The organism is Candidatus Nitrosocosmicus sp. R (assembly GCF_054408505.1).
In genome coordinates, this window is sequence record NZ_CP167090.1 from 353,624 (window position 1) to 369,053 (window position 15,430).

Annotated in this window: 14 protein-coding genes; 6 read left to right on the plus strand and 8 right to left on the minus strand. The window is 33.3% G+C overall.

Annotation, left to right across the window (positions count from 1 at the left end; all coding sequences use genetic code 11):
• Positions 1-29: 29 nt before the first annotated feature.
• From AAGU22_RS01840 to glnA, 3 genes are all read left to right on the plus strand, one after another.
• Positions 30-299: a hypothetical protein gene (locus AAGU22_RS01840; protein ID WP_458720547.1), complete on the plus strand. Its 270-nt coding sequence runs from the start codon at positions 30-32 to the stop codon at positions 297-299.
• Positions 300-1,956: 1,657 nt separating this feature from the next.
• Positions 1,957-2,634: a DnaJ domain-containing protein gene (locus tag AAGU22_RS01845; protein ID WP_458720548.1), complete on the plus strand. Its 678-nt coding sequence runs from the start codon at positions 1,957-1,959 to the stop codon at positions 2,632-2,634.
• A gap of 375 nt (positions 2,635-3,009) precedes the next feature.
• Positions 3,010-4,482: a type I glutamate--ammonia ligase gene (gene glnA / locus AAGU22_RS01850; RefSeq protein ID WP_458720549.1), complete on the plus strand. Its 1,473-nt coding sequence runs from the start codon at positions 3,010-3,012 to the stop codon at positions 4,480-4,482.
• A 49-nt stretch (positions 4,483-4,531) separates the two neighbouring features.
• On the opposite strand, the gene AAGU22_RS01855 is transcribed toward glnA, so the two are convergent.
• Positions 4,532-4,750, minus strand: a complete 219-nt coding sequence (locus tag AAGU22_RS01855; protein WP_458720550.1) for a hypothetical protein — start codon at positions 4,748-4,750, stop codon at positions 4,532-4,534.
• 508 nt (positions 4,751-5,258) lie between these two features.
• On the opposite strand from AAGU22_RS01855, the gene AAGU22_RS01860 reads away from it, so the two are divergent.
• Positions 5,259-6,542: an MFS transporter gene (locus AAGU22_RS01860; protein ID WP_458720551.1), complete on the plus strand. Its 1,284-nt coding sequence runs from the start codon at positions 5,259-5,261 to the stop codon at positions 6,540-6,542.
• Between the two features lie 147 nt (positions 6,543-6,689).
• On the opposite strand, the gene AAGU22_RS01865 is transcribed toward AAGU22_RS01860, so the two are convergent.
• From AAGU22_RS01865 to AAGU22_RS01885, 5 genes are all read right to left on the minus strand, one after another.
• Positions 6,690-7,082, minus strand: a complete 393-nt coding sequence (locus AAGU22_RS01865) for a hypothetical protein (RefSeq protein WP_458720552.1) — start codon at positions 7,080-7,082, stop codon at positions 6,690-6,692.
• Positions 7,083-7,172: 90 nt separating this feature from the next.
• Positions 7,173-7,373: a hypothetical protein gene (locus AAGU22_RS01870; RefSeq protein ID WP_458720553.1), complete on the minus strand. Its 201-nt coding sequence runs from the start codon at positions 7,371-7,373 to the stop codon at positions 7,173-7,175.
• A gap of 105 nt (positions 7,374-7,478) precedes the next feature.
• Entirely contained in the window at positions 7,479-8,690 is a 1,212-nt protein-coding gene (locus AAGU22_RS01875) for a hypothetical protein (RefSeq protein WP_458720554.1), read from the minus strand.
• Positions 8,691-8,821: 131 nt separating this feature from the next.
• Complete coding sequence (locus tag AAGU22_RS01880; protein ID WP_458720555.1) at positions 8,822-10,699, minus strand: helix-hairpin-helix domain-containing protein; 1,878 nt, start codon at positions 10,697-10,699, stop codon at positions 8,822-8,824.
• Positions 10,700-11,207: 508 nt separating this feature from the next.
• Positions 11,208-11,372, minus strand: a complete 165-nt coding sequence (locus AAGU22_RS01885) for a hypothetical protein (RefSeq protein ID WP_458720556.1) — start codon at positions 11,370-11,372, stop codon at positions 11,208-11,210.
• 156 nt (positions 11,373-11,528) lie between these two features.
• Here AAGU22_RS01885 and AAGU22_RS01890 point away from each other — a divergent pair, with 156 nt between their 5' ends.
• Both AAGU22_RS01890 and AAGU22_RS01895 read left to right on the plus strand, forming a co-directional pair.
• Positions 11,529-11,816 carry a hypothetical protein gene (locus tag AAGU22_RS01890; protein WP_458720557.1) on the plus strand — a complete coding sequence of 96 codons (288 nt, stop codon included), beginning with the start codon at positions 11,529-11,531 and terminating at the stop codon, positions 11,814-11,816.
• Positions 11,817-12,097: 281 nt separating this feature from the next.
• Entirely contained in the window at positions 12,098-12,376 is a 279-nt protein-coding gene (locus AAGU22_RS01895) for a hypothetical protein (protein ID WP_458720558.1), read from the plus strand.
• Positions 12,377-12,556: 180 nt separating this feature from the next.
• Here the strand turns inward: AAGU22_RS01895 and AAGU22_RS01900 are convergent, their stop codons facing one another.
• The gene (locus tag AAGU22_RS01900) at positions 12,557-14,113 is read right to left on the minus strand and encodes an MFS transporter (protein ID WP_458720559.1); all 1,557 of its coding nucleotides are present in this window, start codon (positions 14,111-14,113) and stop codon (positions 12,557-12,559) included.
• A 45-nt stretch (positions 14,114-14,158) separates the two neighbouring features.
• The gene (locus AAGU22_RS01905) at positions 14,159-15,205 is read right to left on the minus strand and encodes an NAD(P)-binding domain-containing protein (RefSeq protein ID WP_458720560.1); all 1,047 of its coding nucleotides are present in this window, start codon (positions 15,203-15,205) and stop codon (positions 14,159-14,161) included.
• Positions 15,206-15,430 lie beyond the last annotated feature (225 nt).

The window sequence follows — 15,430 nt, forward strand, 5'->3', positions numbered from 1 at the left end:
TAATTTTGTCTGAGTTACTTCCTTTCCCCGTGTCCATTGAAAAATATACCGAATTCACTAGGAATTCATTACTGTCTGATCCTACAATCAAATTGTCAAATAGCCTTCCAATTTCACTCAGTAATATGAGTGGGTTAAAATATAATGTTACCTCTAAAAGCGATCCGTACTTACAAACACAAATTTTATTTGTTAATGATTCGAATGCGTTTGTAGTAGGCTATACAGTTGGGGAAACTGAAAAATCGCAAAATATCATGGATATTAACTCTATGGTTGATTCCATAAGAATTGACTAACAATGTCTTTTCCACTTATTTTTTATCTTAGTAAATTATTTATGGAGAATTGATTCATATTGCATAATTGCCTTCCAAGCTTAAAATCAAACATCATTGCGTTTCGGTATTTCAAAGATATTCGGACAAGGATTCTCTTGCATCAATCTATGATTTATTCTATCGTTGACAATTTTTGAAATATAAACATGCAAAAAATTTTGATATTAGCCGATGATCCGATAAGGACTAAATTAGAAGAAAAATTAAGACGGCGATTTGATGTGGAATCTATTCCACCCCCTTTAAATAGCATATGTGAAATCAAAATGCGCCTCCGTGGAAACTGGATCACATTATGTAGATTTTCACCAAATGAAAACTTCCGCGATATAATAACGATGTTTAACGTAAATTATGATTTAAAATCTCGAACAACAAAATCAATGTCATAGAAACACAGACGCCTCTTCTTCTTATTCCTTATTTTCTCTATTATATTTGACCTTTTGTCTTGTCCTTTTATTTTCATATACAACATAGTCGTAGCATTTTGTCTATAATCAAAATAAAAAGGGAATTAAAAAAGCTATGAATTACTAAATTCAGGACTCTATGTGATAGGCTTGAAATAAATAAAGTACAAAAATATGTTTGTACCTCTACTAGTTATATGTCCCCATCATCGATTCTAATGATCTTACAATATTTACAATAATATTCGTTCTTTTTTATCAAATCCATTTTTCTATTGCAGCGGTTACATCTTGACATTTGTTCTTTTATAATACGATGCTGAATCCTCTTCAAAACAAAGGGGATGATAAAACCTATCATTATGTATCCTACGACGCGTGATAATACGCCCCTTCTCTGCCTCCCAGAGTTTCCGTATCTTGCCATAGTTCGATTTCTTGTACATATTAGTAATCGGTATTGAATAATCTTTTGTTTGAGATGAGATTAAAAATCAGATTGAATATCATGTGAACTTGTTTAATATTGCCTCCGAATCAAACCATAATGCAATTTTATTAATGACACTTGTATTTAAAGCCAAAATTATAGAATATCCCTTCTGAATTATTTAATTATGACATGGAGAATTAGATAGTGCTTTATAAACAAATATGGCAACAAACTTTCTCCAAGCAGGTTAGCATATGATCATGACAATTGTGTCTGCTCCTTGGTACAGATTTAGTATGATTGTCTAAACCTGTTTCCAATATCATAGTATCCTGTTGCTTGTAATAATATAATCAATACCTAGAAAATTGAATTTGTCTGGTTATGAAAGAACTAGATATGGTGGGGTCTAAAATGACAAATTCTGGAATAAAGGTCGCACATTAAGCATTTATTAGGTCTGAAATAATTACTTCACTTTCATTCTAAAAAAATTCTAACTCAATCCCTTAATTTCTCTAACTCGGTCTTCCTATTAGGTTAGTATCTTTGGTCAATAATGGTAAATGGCTCTTTATCAAAAGGATTAGACAAATTATTAATACCTTGTTATAAGAAAATATACACTATAGTCGATATTTGTTTGCAATCTTCAAGAGTACAACTATACCGAAACTATCTCAATGTCAATTTCTATGTACAATCCTTATCTAACCTATTGATAATGGAGGCTCGGCCTGTATAAGCAATCAAGTATGTATATATTAAATTGAAAAGATATATTACTTTGAAAAACTGGTTGGATGATGCTAATTATTACGAAGTCTTGGAGATATCACGATACGCCAATCAGAGGGATATAAAAAGTGCGTTTAGACGACTTGCAAGGAGATACCATCCCGACAGGAATTCAACAGTTTCTGATGATATAATGAAGAATATTAATATCGCGTTTGAAATTCTATCCGATCCAGGAAAAAGGCAACAATACGATGAATCTCTTGCTGGTGAGCGTCCAAGAAAATTAGACCGTTCTGATCAAAATCATGAAGATAATTCGACTTCTGATCGATATAATTGGAAAGTAGATACTATCTCAGACGACTTGGACCGTCAGACTGGAAGTTACGACAATGAAGTCAACGTAAATTTTGAAAGTAGATTAAATGCTGAACATGAGGCTGCGTTGTTAGGGAAGGATACTTCTTTATTAGAAAGTCGATATCGTATAATTATAGAGCCGTCACTCTGCTTAGCATTCGGAAGTTGTGAAACGCTTGCTCCGAAGGTTTTTGTAGTTGAGAAGAATAGACATATAAATCCAAAAGCGACAGTTATATCAGAAACAGCCGAAGATTTTGAAACTATACTTGATGCAGCCAAAACTTGTCCCACTAAGGCAATTTTCATCATTGACAGATTTACAGGCGAACGCATTTTTCCATAGTTTTCACATAATGAACATCTAGTTCCGCTAAATGATCTTTTTTGTCAGTTGTTCTGTGAGTAGAAATAACAATCTGTTTCAGCAAAATCTAATTTATATAAGATATTTGATTTCGGGACAAAGTGCCACTATCGTTGGTGATTCCATATGGTTATTGTGATACATGTAAGAACTTATCTCCATGACCACCAGTGAACTTTGCTTTTCTTGTAGATTTCCTTTAATTTACCTCTCATTGAACCCCAAGTTAATTAACATTTTTATTATTTTGCTCATCATAACAGTGAGACTAAATTAGTTCTATCTCATACTGCAAATAAGTTTCATAAAATTATTTATCCTATAAAGTATTAAGGTTGTTGAGGGAGAAGTTCTTTGAATGATGCTACTATGACCGGGAGAATTACTGCTGAATCAGTCGATCGAGACTTTATGCAAATAAGGTATACTGATCTTATAGGCAAGTTTCTCGCAAAATATATTCAAATCGATAAAGAGTTGATTCAGGATGTTTTTAGAAAGGGGATAGGGTTGGATGGTTCTTCAGTAATTGGTTTTTCAACTATAGACGAGTCTGATATGATGCTGTTTCCTGATAGAAAAACATTAAGAAAAATACCTTTGTCAAGCTATGAAATAATGACTGTTATAGCTGATGTTTACAATGGATTTGATCAAGGTAGATCTCGAAAAGATCCACGGAGCGTTTCGCAAACTCTTGAGGATCACCTTGCCGTGAGTCAAATTGCGTGTCAAGTAGGTGCTGAGGTTGAATGCTTTGTATTTGATCAAATAATCTTTGATATGGAAAAGAATGACCCCGCAAGTAATAATGTAAATGGTCGGAACCGTGCAAAAGATGTTTCAATCTTATCTTCAGAACAATATGGAATTGGGAAATATCCTATTCGTAAAAAATCTGGGTACGATGTTCCTACTTTTCAAGACTCTCTGATTGAATTTCGGTTTGAGGTAGCTAATATATTGAAACAATATTATGATATTAATGTCACAAATATGAATCACGAGGTGGCTAGTAGTGGCCAAATTGAAATCAATTTTATGCATGATTACTTGACTCAATCCGCCGACAACGTTCAGATTTATAAAGATGTGGTCAGAAATGTGGCAAAAAAATACAACAAGATTGCAAATTTCATGCCAAAACCAATTTTTGATCCTCTGAACAATGAAAATAGTGATAATGGATCAGGTATGCACGTAAGCATAAGCTTATGGACAAAATCCGCAAATAAGAATGCCAATTTATTTTATGATGAGTCTGATGATTATGCCGAATTGAGCCAAACTGGGCGATACTTCATAGGCGGTATTTTAGATCATGCTAGATCATTATCTGCTATAGTAACTCCAACTGTAAATTCGTATAAAAGGATTATACCAGGATTTGAGGCACCCGTCTATATTGCTTGGGCTAGGGGAAATAGATCTGCTGTAGTTAGACTCCCAGTCAACGAAAAAAAGAGTTCGAACTCAAAAAGAATTGAGTACCGGGCACCCGATCCTTCCGCAAATCCCTATCTTGCTTTCTCGGCCATAGTTGCAGCAGGATTGGACGGAATAAATAGAAAAATTGAACCAGGGAACCCTGTTAGTGAGGACATTTACAAAATGTCTGACTCAAGGAGGAAGGATCTTGGAATAGGTGTTTTACCTGGTAGTTTGGAGGAAGCGTTATCTTCGTTGAAAAGTGATTCAAATTATCTAAACCTTTGTTTTCACCATGATTTAATCAGTACGTATTCGGATCTTAAAAATAAGGAAATAGTGGAAATAGGTAACGATGAATCAGTCATAAATCAATTCATGTTTTACTATGATGTCTAAGAATATTATTTCTTGATCAATTTCTTTCTTATCTTTTATATCAATGCGCTCATCTTTTCTGTTCTTTTCTCAATAGGACTAAATCCTCAATATTATTGGGGTTCATATATACTTCTCCCCGTGTAGCCTCTTTGATACCGACAATAGGTTCATCACATTCTGGACATATTTGAAAATAAACAAAAATACTGGCACTTCTCTTATTTTTTCCAACAAGCGTATTACGCATGTTAGAATGAAATTGGCTCTGACATGTGGGACATTCCATATTAATATTTTAATTTGAATTGTATATGTACTTTAACATACCCGAGAAATAATTTAGTAGTTGATTGATTAGTGCTATTATTAAAAATATGTTGTACTAGATTCTTGACTTTTTTTCCTAACACATCTAACCATCTGAAGCTCGTCTTGGCGACCTATTATAGTATCAGAATTGTATTAAATATTACTGCATAAAATGGATTTTGAGGAATATCCACATAATTGGTTGTTTGCTTTCATTCTATGGTTAAAAAACATGTTTATAACATGACTGGGCAAATCATGGTGATCATAGGTTTGACACTAAAAATACTAAACCTGACGAATACATTATATCTAATTTTAGAATATGTGATATGATTGATAAGATAATTTCACTTTGCGCTCTCAAAACCGTTCTAGTTACCAAATTTTGTCTTACTTTTGAATCTCGGTTTGAAACTTTATAGTTTTTTAATCGATTGTTTATCCTAACAGTAATAATACGTCAATCCATGGTTTACTTGTGTATGTCTTCAGTCAAACAAGTATTTTCTCTTCCTGTTACCTCCATAATACTTGCTAGGATCATATATGCAGTAAATTGGTTTAATATTTCTTCTATTTTTTATCTCATCCTAAATGAATTTAAACAGGATGTTTCGATGTTGGGATTGGTAACTTCTGGATTTCTAATAGGGATTGGCCTTTTTCAGATTCCAGCTGGAATACTGTCGGCAAGATACGATGCAAAATTTATGATATTTTTTGGAACAATGTTGTTGTCTATATCTTCTCTTCTTTCAGGGTTGAGTTCAGAGTTATATCAAATGGTAATTCTAAGATTCCTAGTAGGAGTTGGAATGGCATTTTTCTTTGGTCCTAGCGTTATTCTCATTTCAAAATATTTGGGTAAAGGATCATATGGGCTAGGTGTTGGAATTTTAAATTCTGCCCATTCATTGGGTGGAATTATTGGAATATTTGGCTGGATCATTATTGCGGAGGCTATTGGTTGGAGGACAAGTCTAGTAATCAGTGGAATCTTGGGAATACTCAGTGGATTGTTCTTGCTATACGCTCTACAGATAAAAAAATATGATAGCTCCAATAATCTATCTAATTATTCTTTTCAGGAAAAAGTTTCCCTTTTTTTTAAATTCTTTGACCTGAACAAAGAAACCCGCGATCAAAAGTCTAAATTCACAATTAATTTTGATGCCCTCAAATCTATCATGTTGAATAAACATATGATCTATGTGGGATTATCATTGCTTGGATTTCAAATAGCTTGGATTTTAGTCTCTACTTTTATCATTCTATTTCTTAGAGTCGAACTTGATATTACCTCTTCAATTGCGGGGCTAATTGGGGGATTAACCTTGATAGTGAATGTTATATTTGCTCCTTTTATTGGTAGAATTTATGATAAATTAACTCGAAAAAATAATTTCAATAATGATATAATATTGTTGCTAATATGTGGAATAGTTATTTCAGTAAATATTATTTGTTTTTCTATGCTTAATATTTATTTCTTGATCCCTTCAATAATGATAATTGGAATTTTTGCATCAGGAGGATTTGTAATTCCATATGCATTGGCAAGGAGATTAGCCTTGGAGAAACTCGGATTGCCTAAATATGAAATTCTTGCTGTTAGTTTTGTTAACGGATTATCTTTACTTGGAGCTTTTTGGGTTCCATTTGTATTCTCTATCATGGTAAAATCATTTGGTTATTCTTTGGCATGGTTGTTTGGTGGATTATTGGTTTTGGTTTTCATAATTCCGATCATAAAACTCCGCAGCTAAAGTCATAATCATTCTAGTTTCGAGTTACTTCTCTCAAACAGAATCCTTTTGTGATACTAGGCGGGTTTTTATTGACTATTGTGAATTATTTATCAGGAAATATCTATCCTTTAATCCCCCTTTAAACAATTTTGGATCTTCCACTTCTCAAGTAATATCTGTGATGAATTTTCCATGACTCGATGAATCATCTAATTCTGTTGGAATATTCTTGTTTAGAAATATTCTATATCCTAAATTGTTGATCATAGAATTCGTGTTAGAAGCATCTCGAAGCGTTTTCCTTTCTATATATGCAAAGTCCTTCTCACAGTTAATATTTAGATCGCTATTTTCTTTAAAATATTTATTCTTGACAAAATTCAATACATCATTCCATGTATATGCCTTTATTCTATCGATTGGTTCCCTAGACTCAGGAACTGTTGTCTCGTCGTTGTATTCAAAAACTTCAAAGTAGTCAATCGACTTGTTACACTCTCCACAGTAAGTCTTCTTACTAATTTGTCTACATTTTTCACATTGTAATATTATGGCCATATTAGAATATTATCAGATCTTGAGCATATTTATTAAATACTTACAAAAGTGCCTTCAGCAGCCACAATATAAGACAAGTATTATTCTACATTACAAACTATAATTTCTCATCACTATTATCCGTATTTCTAATTGTAAATCAAAGCCGAAAGGGCTGGCAATACCATCTAACATAAAGCCGCGCTCAAACTCGGGGAATGCCAAGGCAGTAAAGCATGACCATGGATATCCCTTGATGATTCTTTTTGATCCAATAAATAATATTAATTTCGATGGACCTGGATCTCCCAAAATTTTACTCCTCTTGCTCTGTTGGGATTTCCCAATATTCTTGATTTGTAGGCAACCAGATTCAAAAATTATTTGTCTTCTATTTCTAATAATGTTATATTCCTGTTAGGATGTACCGAAATAATCGGATATTCTGCTATGACTCTTTCTTGTTTTAATTATACTGCTATTTCCAATCCATTCATTTTTTGATATGGTTAAGTTATTACACGCGAAGGATAGTGCCATGTCCAGTGTTTCAAATTTGTTGCATCTCATTCTCAAAGCCTCTCTTATTCCCTCTCTTATTTGCCAGACTCCGACAGGGAGAATGTATTCTGGATGTATTTCTCTAAGGACTATTACTGATGCATTTCTTTTTTGGTAATGTAGGAATTCTATGGCAGCTAACCTAGCAGCAAAATAAGATCCCCCAATTTTTGGATAGTTCTTCAGACCAATTGAATCCTCTGTATCTGTATCTATCTTTGCATCTCCTTTATTATCTATCCATGCTTCATGCATCTCAAAACTCCATAACTCATCTGGGATTAAGACAATGGAATAATAATTCCCCAGGTGAACGTATTTGTAGATCCTAATCTGATCGAGTGGCGGAAAGGTATTAGTTTTTTTTATCAAGTCAGATGAAATCGTTTGATCAATTGCAGAGATGCTCCATTTGGTTGGTACGAGTTTTCTATTTTTTTTAATCCCAATCATTCCTAAACTTAGGATTTTACTAATTTTACTTATCTCAATTCCTTCTTCATATAAATAGTTGATTGCTTCTATGGCTCTAAAATCAAGATCATAAAATGCTTTTTCAATTTTCTTGTTACTAGAAATATTTGAAGGCACTTTCAAACTCTCTAATTCTGATGCCATCCCGAATTGGACCGTGTCAGAATCCGATGTCGTCCTTGATGAAATTTCTTCTAAATTCAATATGGGTTTTCTCTCAAATGTAACTTCTATTTCAGTAGATCTAGTTGCCATAGTTAATTCCTGTAGGGATTGGATATAGCGATCAGCATTCAAATTTGTTTTTACATGAGTTGAATATGTGCCTCTGATAAGAGATAGTTTGTATCTTATTATATCTTCAATGGACTTTCCTGCCCATTTTTCGGGGTGATCCAGTATTGTCGAATCGGTTTGCAATGGTGAAAATAAGGGTCCAACTTTTACTTTTGGATATGTGTAACTGCTAACGAATACAGAGGGAGGAGATCCACCTGATATTTTTTCTGAAAGATTATTGAAGTTCGATCTTAAGATTTGTTCCCAACTTTCTGTTATGTGTTTTCTTATCCCCTCGGTGTTCTTGCCATGCATTGCAAATTGAATCTGTTTGTTAATGATCTTATTTGAATTTACATCCTACAATGATGGGACCTGAGATTGACAGATCAGGAAATTTGGTTAGAATTGCGAAGAGACCTTTTTGATGTAATTAGAGTAATTTATTATTTCAATTTTTTGAGTAGTTCTCGTACGGATAACGTATTTAGTATATCATTTCGTCCTGCCCATCCTCTTCTTGCTTGTCCTATACCAATTTCCAAAAATGCATAATGCAGGGGATGATGAGCATCTGAATCAACAACCAACTTAACTTCATTCTGTATAGCTGTTCTTATGTATTCATCACGTAAATCTAACCTGTTATAGTGAGAATCAATTTCCAGAATTGTGTTAGTTTCGTTTGCAATTGTCATTAATTTCGGAATATCCACAGGATAGCCATCTCTTTTATTAATGATTCTGCCAGTTGGGTGAAAGATAATATCTACGCTCGGATTTTGGGCTGCTTTAATTAACCTATTAGTTTGTACCTCTATTGGTTGAGAAAAATTAGAATGAATTGCAGCACCTACTATGTCTAATTTATCCAAAATGTTGTTTGGAATGTCTAATGAACCGTTGCTAAGGATGTTTACTTCTGCTGAAGAAAGTATTCTAAAGTCACTCAAATTCCTTTCGCTTTTTTTTCTCTTCTTTTCGTAGTTGCTTGTTTTCCTCTCTAACTGTTTTTCTTCATTATGTTTATTTAGATCCACAAAGAAAGTACCGCTTTTTATTGAATCATTAAATTCTTGAATCTTGTGTGCTTGGTCTAGTAGCTGTTGTTCATCTAATCCCCTAGCGATTCTTAGGCTTTTTGTGTGATCTGTGATGGCGATATAATCAAGATTAAAATTCGTCATTGCAAAATATGCCATCTCTTTTATTGACATTTTCCCGTCTGTATTGTTTGAATGTACTTGTAGATCTCCTTTTATATCGCCGTATTTTATCAATCCTTTCATTTTTTCCTGCCACTCCTTTGACCCTTTCTTTGCTATCTCAATTTCTCCACTGTTTTCTCTCAACTCTGGAGGGATCCATTCCAACCCTAATTCATTGTACAACTGTTCTTCTGATTCGCCTGATATTTTTTGATCGGATTTAATATCAAATAATCCCCATTCATTTAAGCGAAGTGCCTTGGATTGTGCTAATCTTCGCAATGCTATTCCGTGTTCCTTACTCCCGGTAAAATATTGTAATGCTGCTCCATAACTTTCTTTAGGAACGACCAATAAATCGGAATCTAATCCATTATTAAATTTAATAAATGCTTTAGTACTACCTTTGCTTAGAATTTCTTTAACTTCGGGCATATTTACGAATGAATTAATTACTTTATCTGGATTGTCTGAAACTACTAGAAAATCTATATCACCTATGGTTTCCCTCATTCTTCTAAAGGATCCTACTGCTGTTACAGTAGAAACGTTTTCCAAATTTGTTAAATATTTTTCCATTTGCTTTACCAATGGATAAATATCTCCAAGTAAACGCCTTTTTTTGCCTATGTTGTGTAATTCAATTCTCCTTAGTATTTTTTCTTCTTTTTTTTTAGAAATTCCTGAAATCCCGTTTAACTTCCCTTCTCTAGCAGCCCTTTCTAAATCACTGAGATTTCTTATAGGTAACTTGTCAATTATTACTCTCAAAGTTTTCGGACCTATTCCTTCTAAGCCTACGAAATCATCTATCTTTATTGGGTATTTTGATTTTAGTGTTTCATAATATTCAATCTTGCCTGTTTCAATATATTCTTCTATTTTTGAGGAGATTGCTTTACCAATAGAAGGAATTTGTATTAATCCATTAATCCCTCTTTCCTCATAAAGAGATGTAATACTTAGCGGAAGGTTATCAATTTGATCAGCTGCTCTAATATATGCTCTATTTTTGAAATTTAAATTAGTCTTGTTATCATCGTTATCATTATCCAACTCCAGGAGAAATGAAATCTTACGAAGGATATCAGAAATCTCTACGTTTGTAAGTTTCACACTATAACTCATTCTCGGGTATTCATTAATTTTCTTATTGATTTGTTTTGGTGATTGCTTTGATGTTTGAAAGGGGGTGAAACAGCGGACACCAGGAATCCATGTTTTTCATTTGTTTATATGGCCATCTTAAATTTTTACATCATATAATTTGATCAAAAAATCATATTATTAAACGATAATATTTATAATATTTATAGATGATACTAAAAGATATGTAGATCATGTACCAATAAGATAATAAATATTGAAAGTTTATTACAAAATATATATATTTAGCTAGACTTAATACAAAAGAATTAGCGATTTTAGTCGAATCCTTGACCATTGGGATAATTATAGGGGTATGTGGACTTGTGACTTGGTTAGTAAAAAACAAGTTTCAACCAGAAATTGAACGTGATATACAATAACGGGAGCAAAAGACTTTAAAATATGCTCGAGAAATACGAAAAAACCAATAGAGATTATACTTTATTACAATAGTACATTCTGGGATTATTGAATATCAATCCATGGTCAAAATTTTTTTGGCCTGATTTAGTTTCTCAAATAATTCTTTAATGAACAAATCGGCAAACTTGTCAAAATCAATTGTTCTAAATTGCTTCTGATATTCTTCTTTGCGTTTATTGTATTCTTCTTGAAGCCATAGAAAATCTACTTCTTTCAATCTTATACTGAATCTATTAGTTTTAGCTTGGATTCAAATACATTTATCATAAAAATTCCTGCAATTTGTGTAAAATTTTTTAATTTATATTTTCTCATTGTTCTTATTCGAAATAACGATCTTTTAAAAGTGACTAATATATTACAAAAACATAAGTTGGGTATTACCTTTTTTGATATCCAGGGAACTAGTAGAACTCCACGATTTACCTCTGAAATTATTCATTCTTACCACACCGGTAGAACTACAATACCTAAATTTATAGGCCGTGTCCTTGTTATTTCAATAGTTTCGGATTCGATTGTTAACCAAATTATTGAGGAGATGATGCATAGTTTTGATATGCAAGACGAACCATACAGCGTTCTCTCTGTAAAGGATGTGGCTAATGCCTATGAATTAGGTACTGAGTTGGAAGGGGATGAAGTTCTTGTTTCAAAATAATCTAATTCCATAAATGAATAATCTCTTGGAAATGGCCTTAGGACTTTAGTATTATCTTGACGCCTTTGTTCGGTGTCTTCATATCTACCGACGGTTTTCTCTCTTATCTTGGTTACTCTAAGATCTTAAGTCCTGTATAATCAAATTACTATTAACGGTATTAGTTTAAGATAAGTAAATTAGGATCAGGATCAGGATTACAGTAGGGGTCCTTTAATCTGTCATGATCTAGTTCAACACGATCTTAACCAATAATAGTCTGTCCAGATTATTGACAAGAATTGACCAAAGATCTAACAGAAGCTGAAGCTTGGAATATTATCAAACCTATCTGTAGGGAACTTGATGAATTGAGAAATGAAGGCCACTTGATATTTTTGTCTGGACTTCAAAATGAAAATGATGGAACCTATAAAATAAACCTGCGGAGTAATCATTTGCATTTTGCGTCGCGAGGATTAAAGGATAGCATAGGTGATATATCATATGAGACTGGTAGGATCAGAATTGGTATGCGAGCTAATGGGATTCCGATAAACATATTCGTTGAACTATTTTGATATGAAAATTTTGTATTAGGGAAAATGCTCGGAATAATGAACCTAGTCATTAATTCTTGATTTATGTAAAACATGCATTACAGGATTTCTTTTACTAAAAATGGGGAATATTGCCATCAATTACGATTTTTCTTGCTAAATAGCCAGCTGTACTATGTGAGAGTATGACAATTGGAGAATTTATAGTTCATGCTCTTTTAGAGTAATTTGATTCGTTCTTCTTTTCAATAGTATCATACAGGGGAAGGATATCAAAGAAATTATTGTTGCGGTGATAAAGATGAGATCATATGATAACTGAGAAGGAAATGATTGTCCCCCCATACTGAATACTGACTCTTGAAAAGCTTGCATATAAGTTGAGGCAATTACTGGACCTATGGAACTGCCCATTAATACTAATACTACTGATATCCCTATCGAGACTCCGCTATACTGATGGGGTGTATGTTGCAATGTGATATTGAAAGCTCCTACTTGTGTCAATGACAATCCTGCGGAGATTATTATCAAATTTAGTGAAATTAAAGATTCACTTCCATGAAATGCGAATAAACTAGCAAAACCAATTGTAGTCAAAACACTTCCTACAACAATTGGCTTGAAATTGCCTATTTTTGATACTATAAATCCTGAGGATGGAGCAAATATTAAAAAAATTATCATGAACGGCAATTGAACCATTGCACTATCCATTGCTTCCCCACCAAATCCAAACGGTATTGGACTAGTTACCAAAATTGGTATAGTTTGATAAATCATAAACATTGTTATTCCAAAAACTAAGAGGATAATATTTGATGGAAGCAAAATCCTGTCTGATATTAATCTGAGTGGTATTAACGGATCCTTTGCCTTTCTTTCAATGAGTACAAATGCTGTCATTGAGCAAATTGTCAGTGTAACAAGTGAACCTAGGACAATGCCATCAAACGACGTAAAATTATTGGATTCACTATTTGTGTTAGCAAAATATGTCAAAGTTAATAGGAAAGATGAAATTGATAAAGCTAACGATATTGCTCCTTTAATATCTATATGATGTCTGGTTTTTTTATCACTAAGGTTACTTTGATCTAATCGTCTATTTTCCTTTTTGGGTTGGATGAAATTTGAATCTTGTTCACCCTCGTTGTTGATATTTGAAGTGTCATCATCCTTTATCCGCTTCTTTATTATGATCCAAAGTATGATTGCCACTGGTATTATGGTGAAAAAGGTAGCTTGCCATCCAAAATTTTGGACTATTGTCCCACCTATAGCCATTCCAACTACTGATCCTGCAGCAAACATCGAACTGAAAACTCCTATACCAATTGCAATCTTAGACATAGGAAATTGGTCTCTTATGATTCCAAATGCGATGGGGAACATTGAAATACCTATACCTTGAATGATTCTTGCCAAAACTAAAGTGTAAATATTAGTTGACAATCCTCCTATGGCGATCCCTATAATATAAATAATAAAAATCACAAGCACCATTTTCTTTCTACCATATATGTCTGATAATTTTCCTGCTATAGGCGTCATGACTGCTCCTGAAATTAAGTAGGCCGTCAGAATCCATGACGAGGTACTATATGAAATATCAAAGTCTCTAATTATATCACTAATAGCTGGTAAAAGCATGGTTTCTCCGTACATCGTTATCAAAATTGTCGATCCCAATATTGCCAGTGTTATCCACGTGGATTCGTGAATCTTTTCGCTGGCATTTGGTTTTATGTTTTTCATGAATGAATACCTAGTTTAGCAAAAAATGGTAGTAATGTTATCAGATCATACGGCTGGAATTTTAACTTCCTTCTTTAATTTACTTCTATATTCTCTATAGTCCTCATCAATCTCCATGGCTGCTTGAAGTATTTTGCTTCTTATTGTGTTAGATGAATTGATAAACATTCTTGTATCTTTGGGAAGACAATGACCTCCTATTCCATCCCTAGGTTCTAGAACTTCTACATTCCATTTTGTATTGAGTGATTCACGTAATTCAGAAAAACTGATACTGTTAGACTTGCAATAGAGATAAAGCTCTTCTGCAAATGCTATTTGAAGATATCTATGAGCATTTTCTACTATTTTTGTTAGTTCTGCTACTTCAACTGACGATACTGGATGCATTGGAATTGATAGAGTTTTTATCCCAGCTGTTAATTCAGCCTTTGTTGTTTCTGTTGTCTGGGATACCACTTCCCGTCCATCATAAAAGTTAAGACCGTGTTGCAAGCAGCAGTTGCTTACACCTCCTACAATACGTAATTGATTAACACCGTGAACCTCTTCTTCTAATGCATACCATCTATGTGGTGCATGTACAACGTGTAGTCTGTGGTCTACTTTTTCAAATACTTTTTTAGATGTACCTTTTGGTATTGTGCTTTCAATTGATATTAGTGCGCCTGTTTTAGCTTCTCTAGATAACTTTTCAACTACAGACATCAAACCATCTACTTGTGGTGTAAACATATCATCTGGTCTATGTGTAGATACACAGATAATTAGTACGTCAAAATCACCAAAGTTGGATGCTTGCTTTATTCCATAGTTGGCTTCAGCTGATTGCATGGTTTTTTGATTTATATCATATCCATAAGTATCAAAACCATGTTCTTTAACATATTTTGCAACTGGAAGACCAAGTTGGCCAAGTCCTATGATAACTACTTTATCATTTTTAAGGATGTTGGGCCTTTGGGCATTTAACTTGTTAGATGTAATTGAATTAGTAGTGCTAAGGACACTATCTGAATAACTAAACTGTTCCTGTGTCTTCAAACGCATGCCGTCTAAAGACTGGTCATTTTCCTTCCTTAATGGAATCATGATTTATCTTACTAATACTCCTTAATAAATTAAACTGACTGGTCAGACATGTTTATTAGCATCCAGACCTAAATTAACTTGTTCGTGTCTAGACTTGATTTTAATTCCCAAGACCTTGCTTCAAAGTATTTTTTACGATTTAGAATGAGAATTGCCTCATTACCTAACGATATAAAAAATGATACTAGAAAATTTCAAATTATTTGTAGTTACATTAAACCTATA

Bases quoted from the DNA above. Each gene is read 5' to 3' on its own strand.
- AAGU22_RS01855 (WP_458720550.1), bottom strand. From the start codon at position 4,750: ATGGAATGTCCCACATGTCAGAGCCAATTTCATTCTAACATGCGTAAT.
- AAGU22_RS01860 (WP_458720551.1), top strand. From the start codon at position 5,259: ATGTCTTCAGTCAAACAAGTATTTTCTCTTCCTGTTACCTCCATAATA.
- AAGU22_RS01865 (WP_458720552.1), bottom strand. From the start codon at position 7,082: ATGGCCATAATATTACAATGTGAAAAATGTAGACAAATTAGTAAGAAG.
- AAGU22_RS01875 (WP_458720554.1), bottom strand. From the start codon at position 8,690: ATGCATGGCAAGAACACCGAGGGGATAAGAAAACACATAACAGAAAGT.
- AAGU22_RS01900 (WP_458720559.1), bottom strand. From the start codon at position 14,113: ATGAAAAACATAAAACCAAATGCCAGCGAAAAGATTCACGAATCCACG.
- AAGU22_RS01905 (WP_458720560.1), bottom strand. From the start codon at position 15,205: ATGATTCCATTAAGGAAGGAAAATGACCAGTCTTTAGACGGCATGCGT.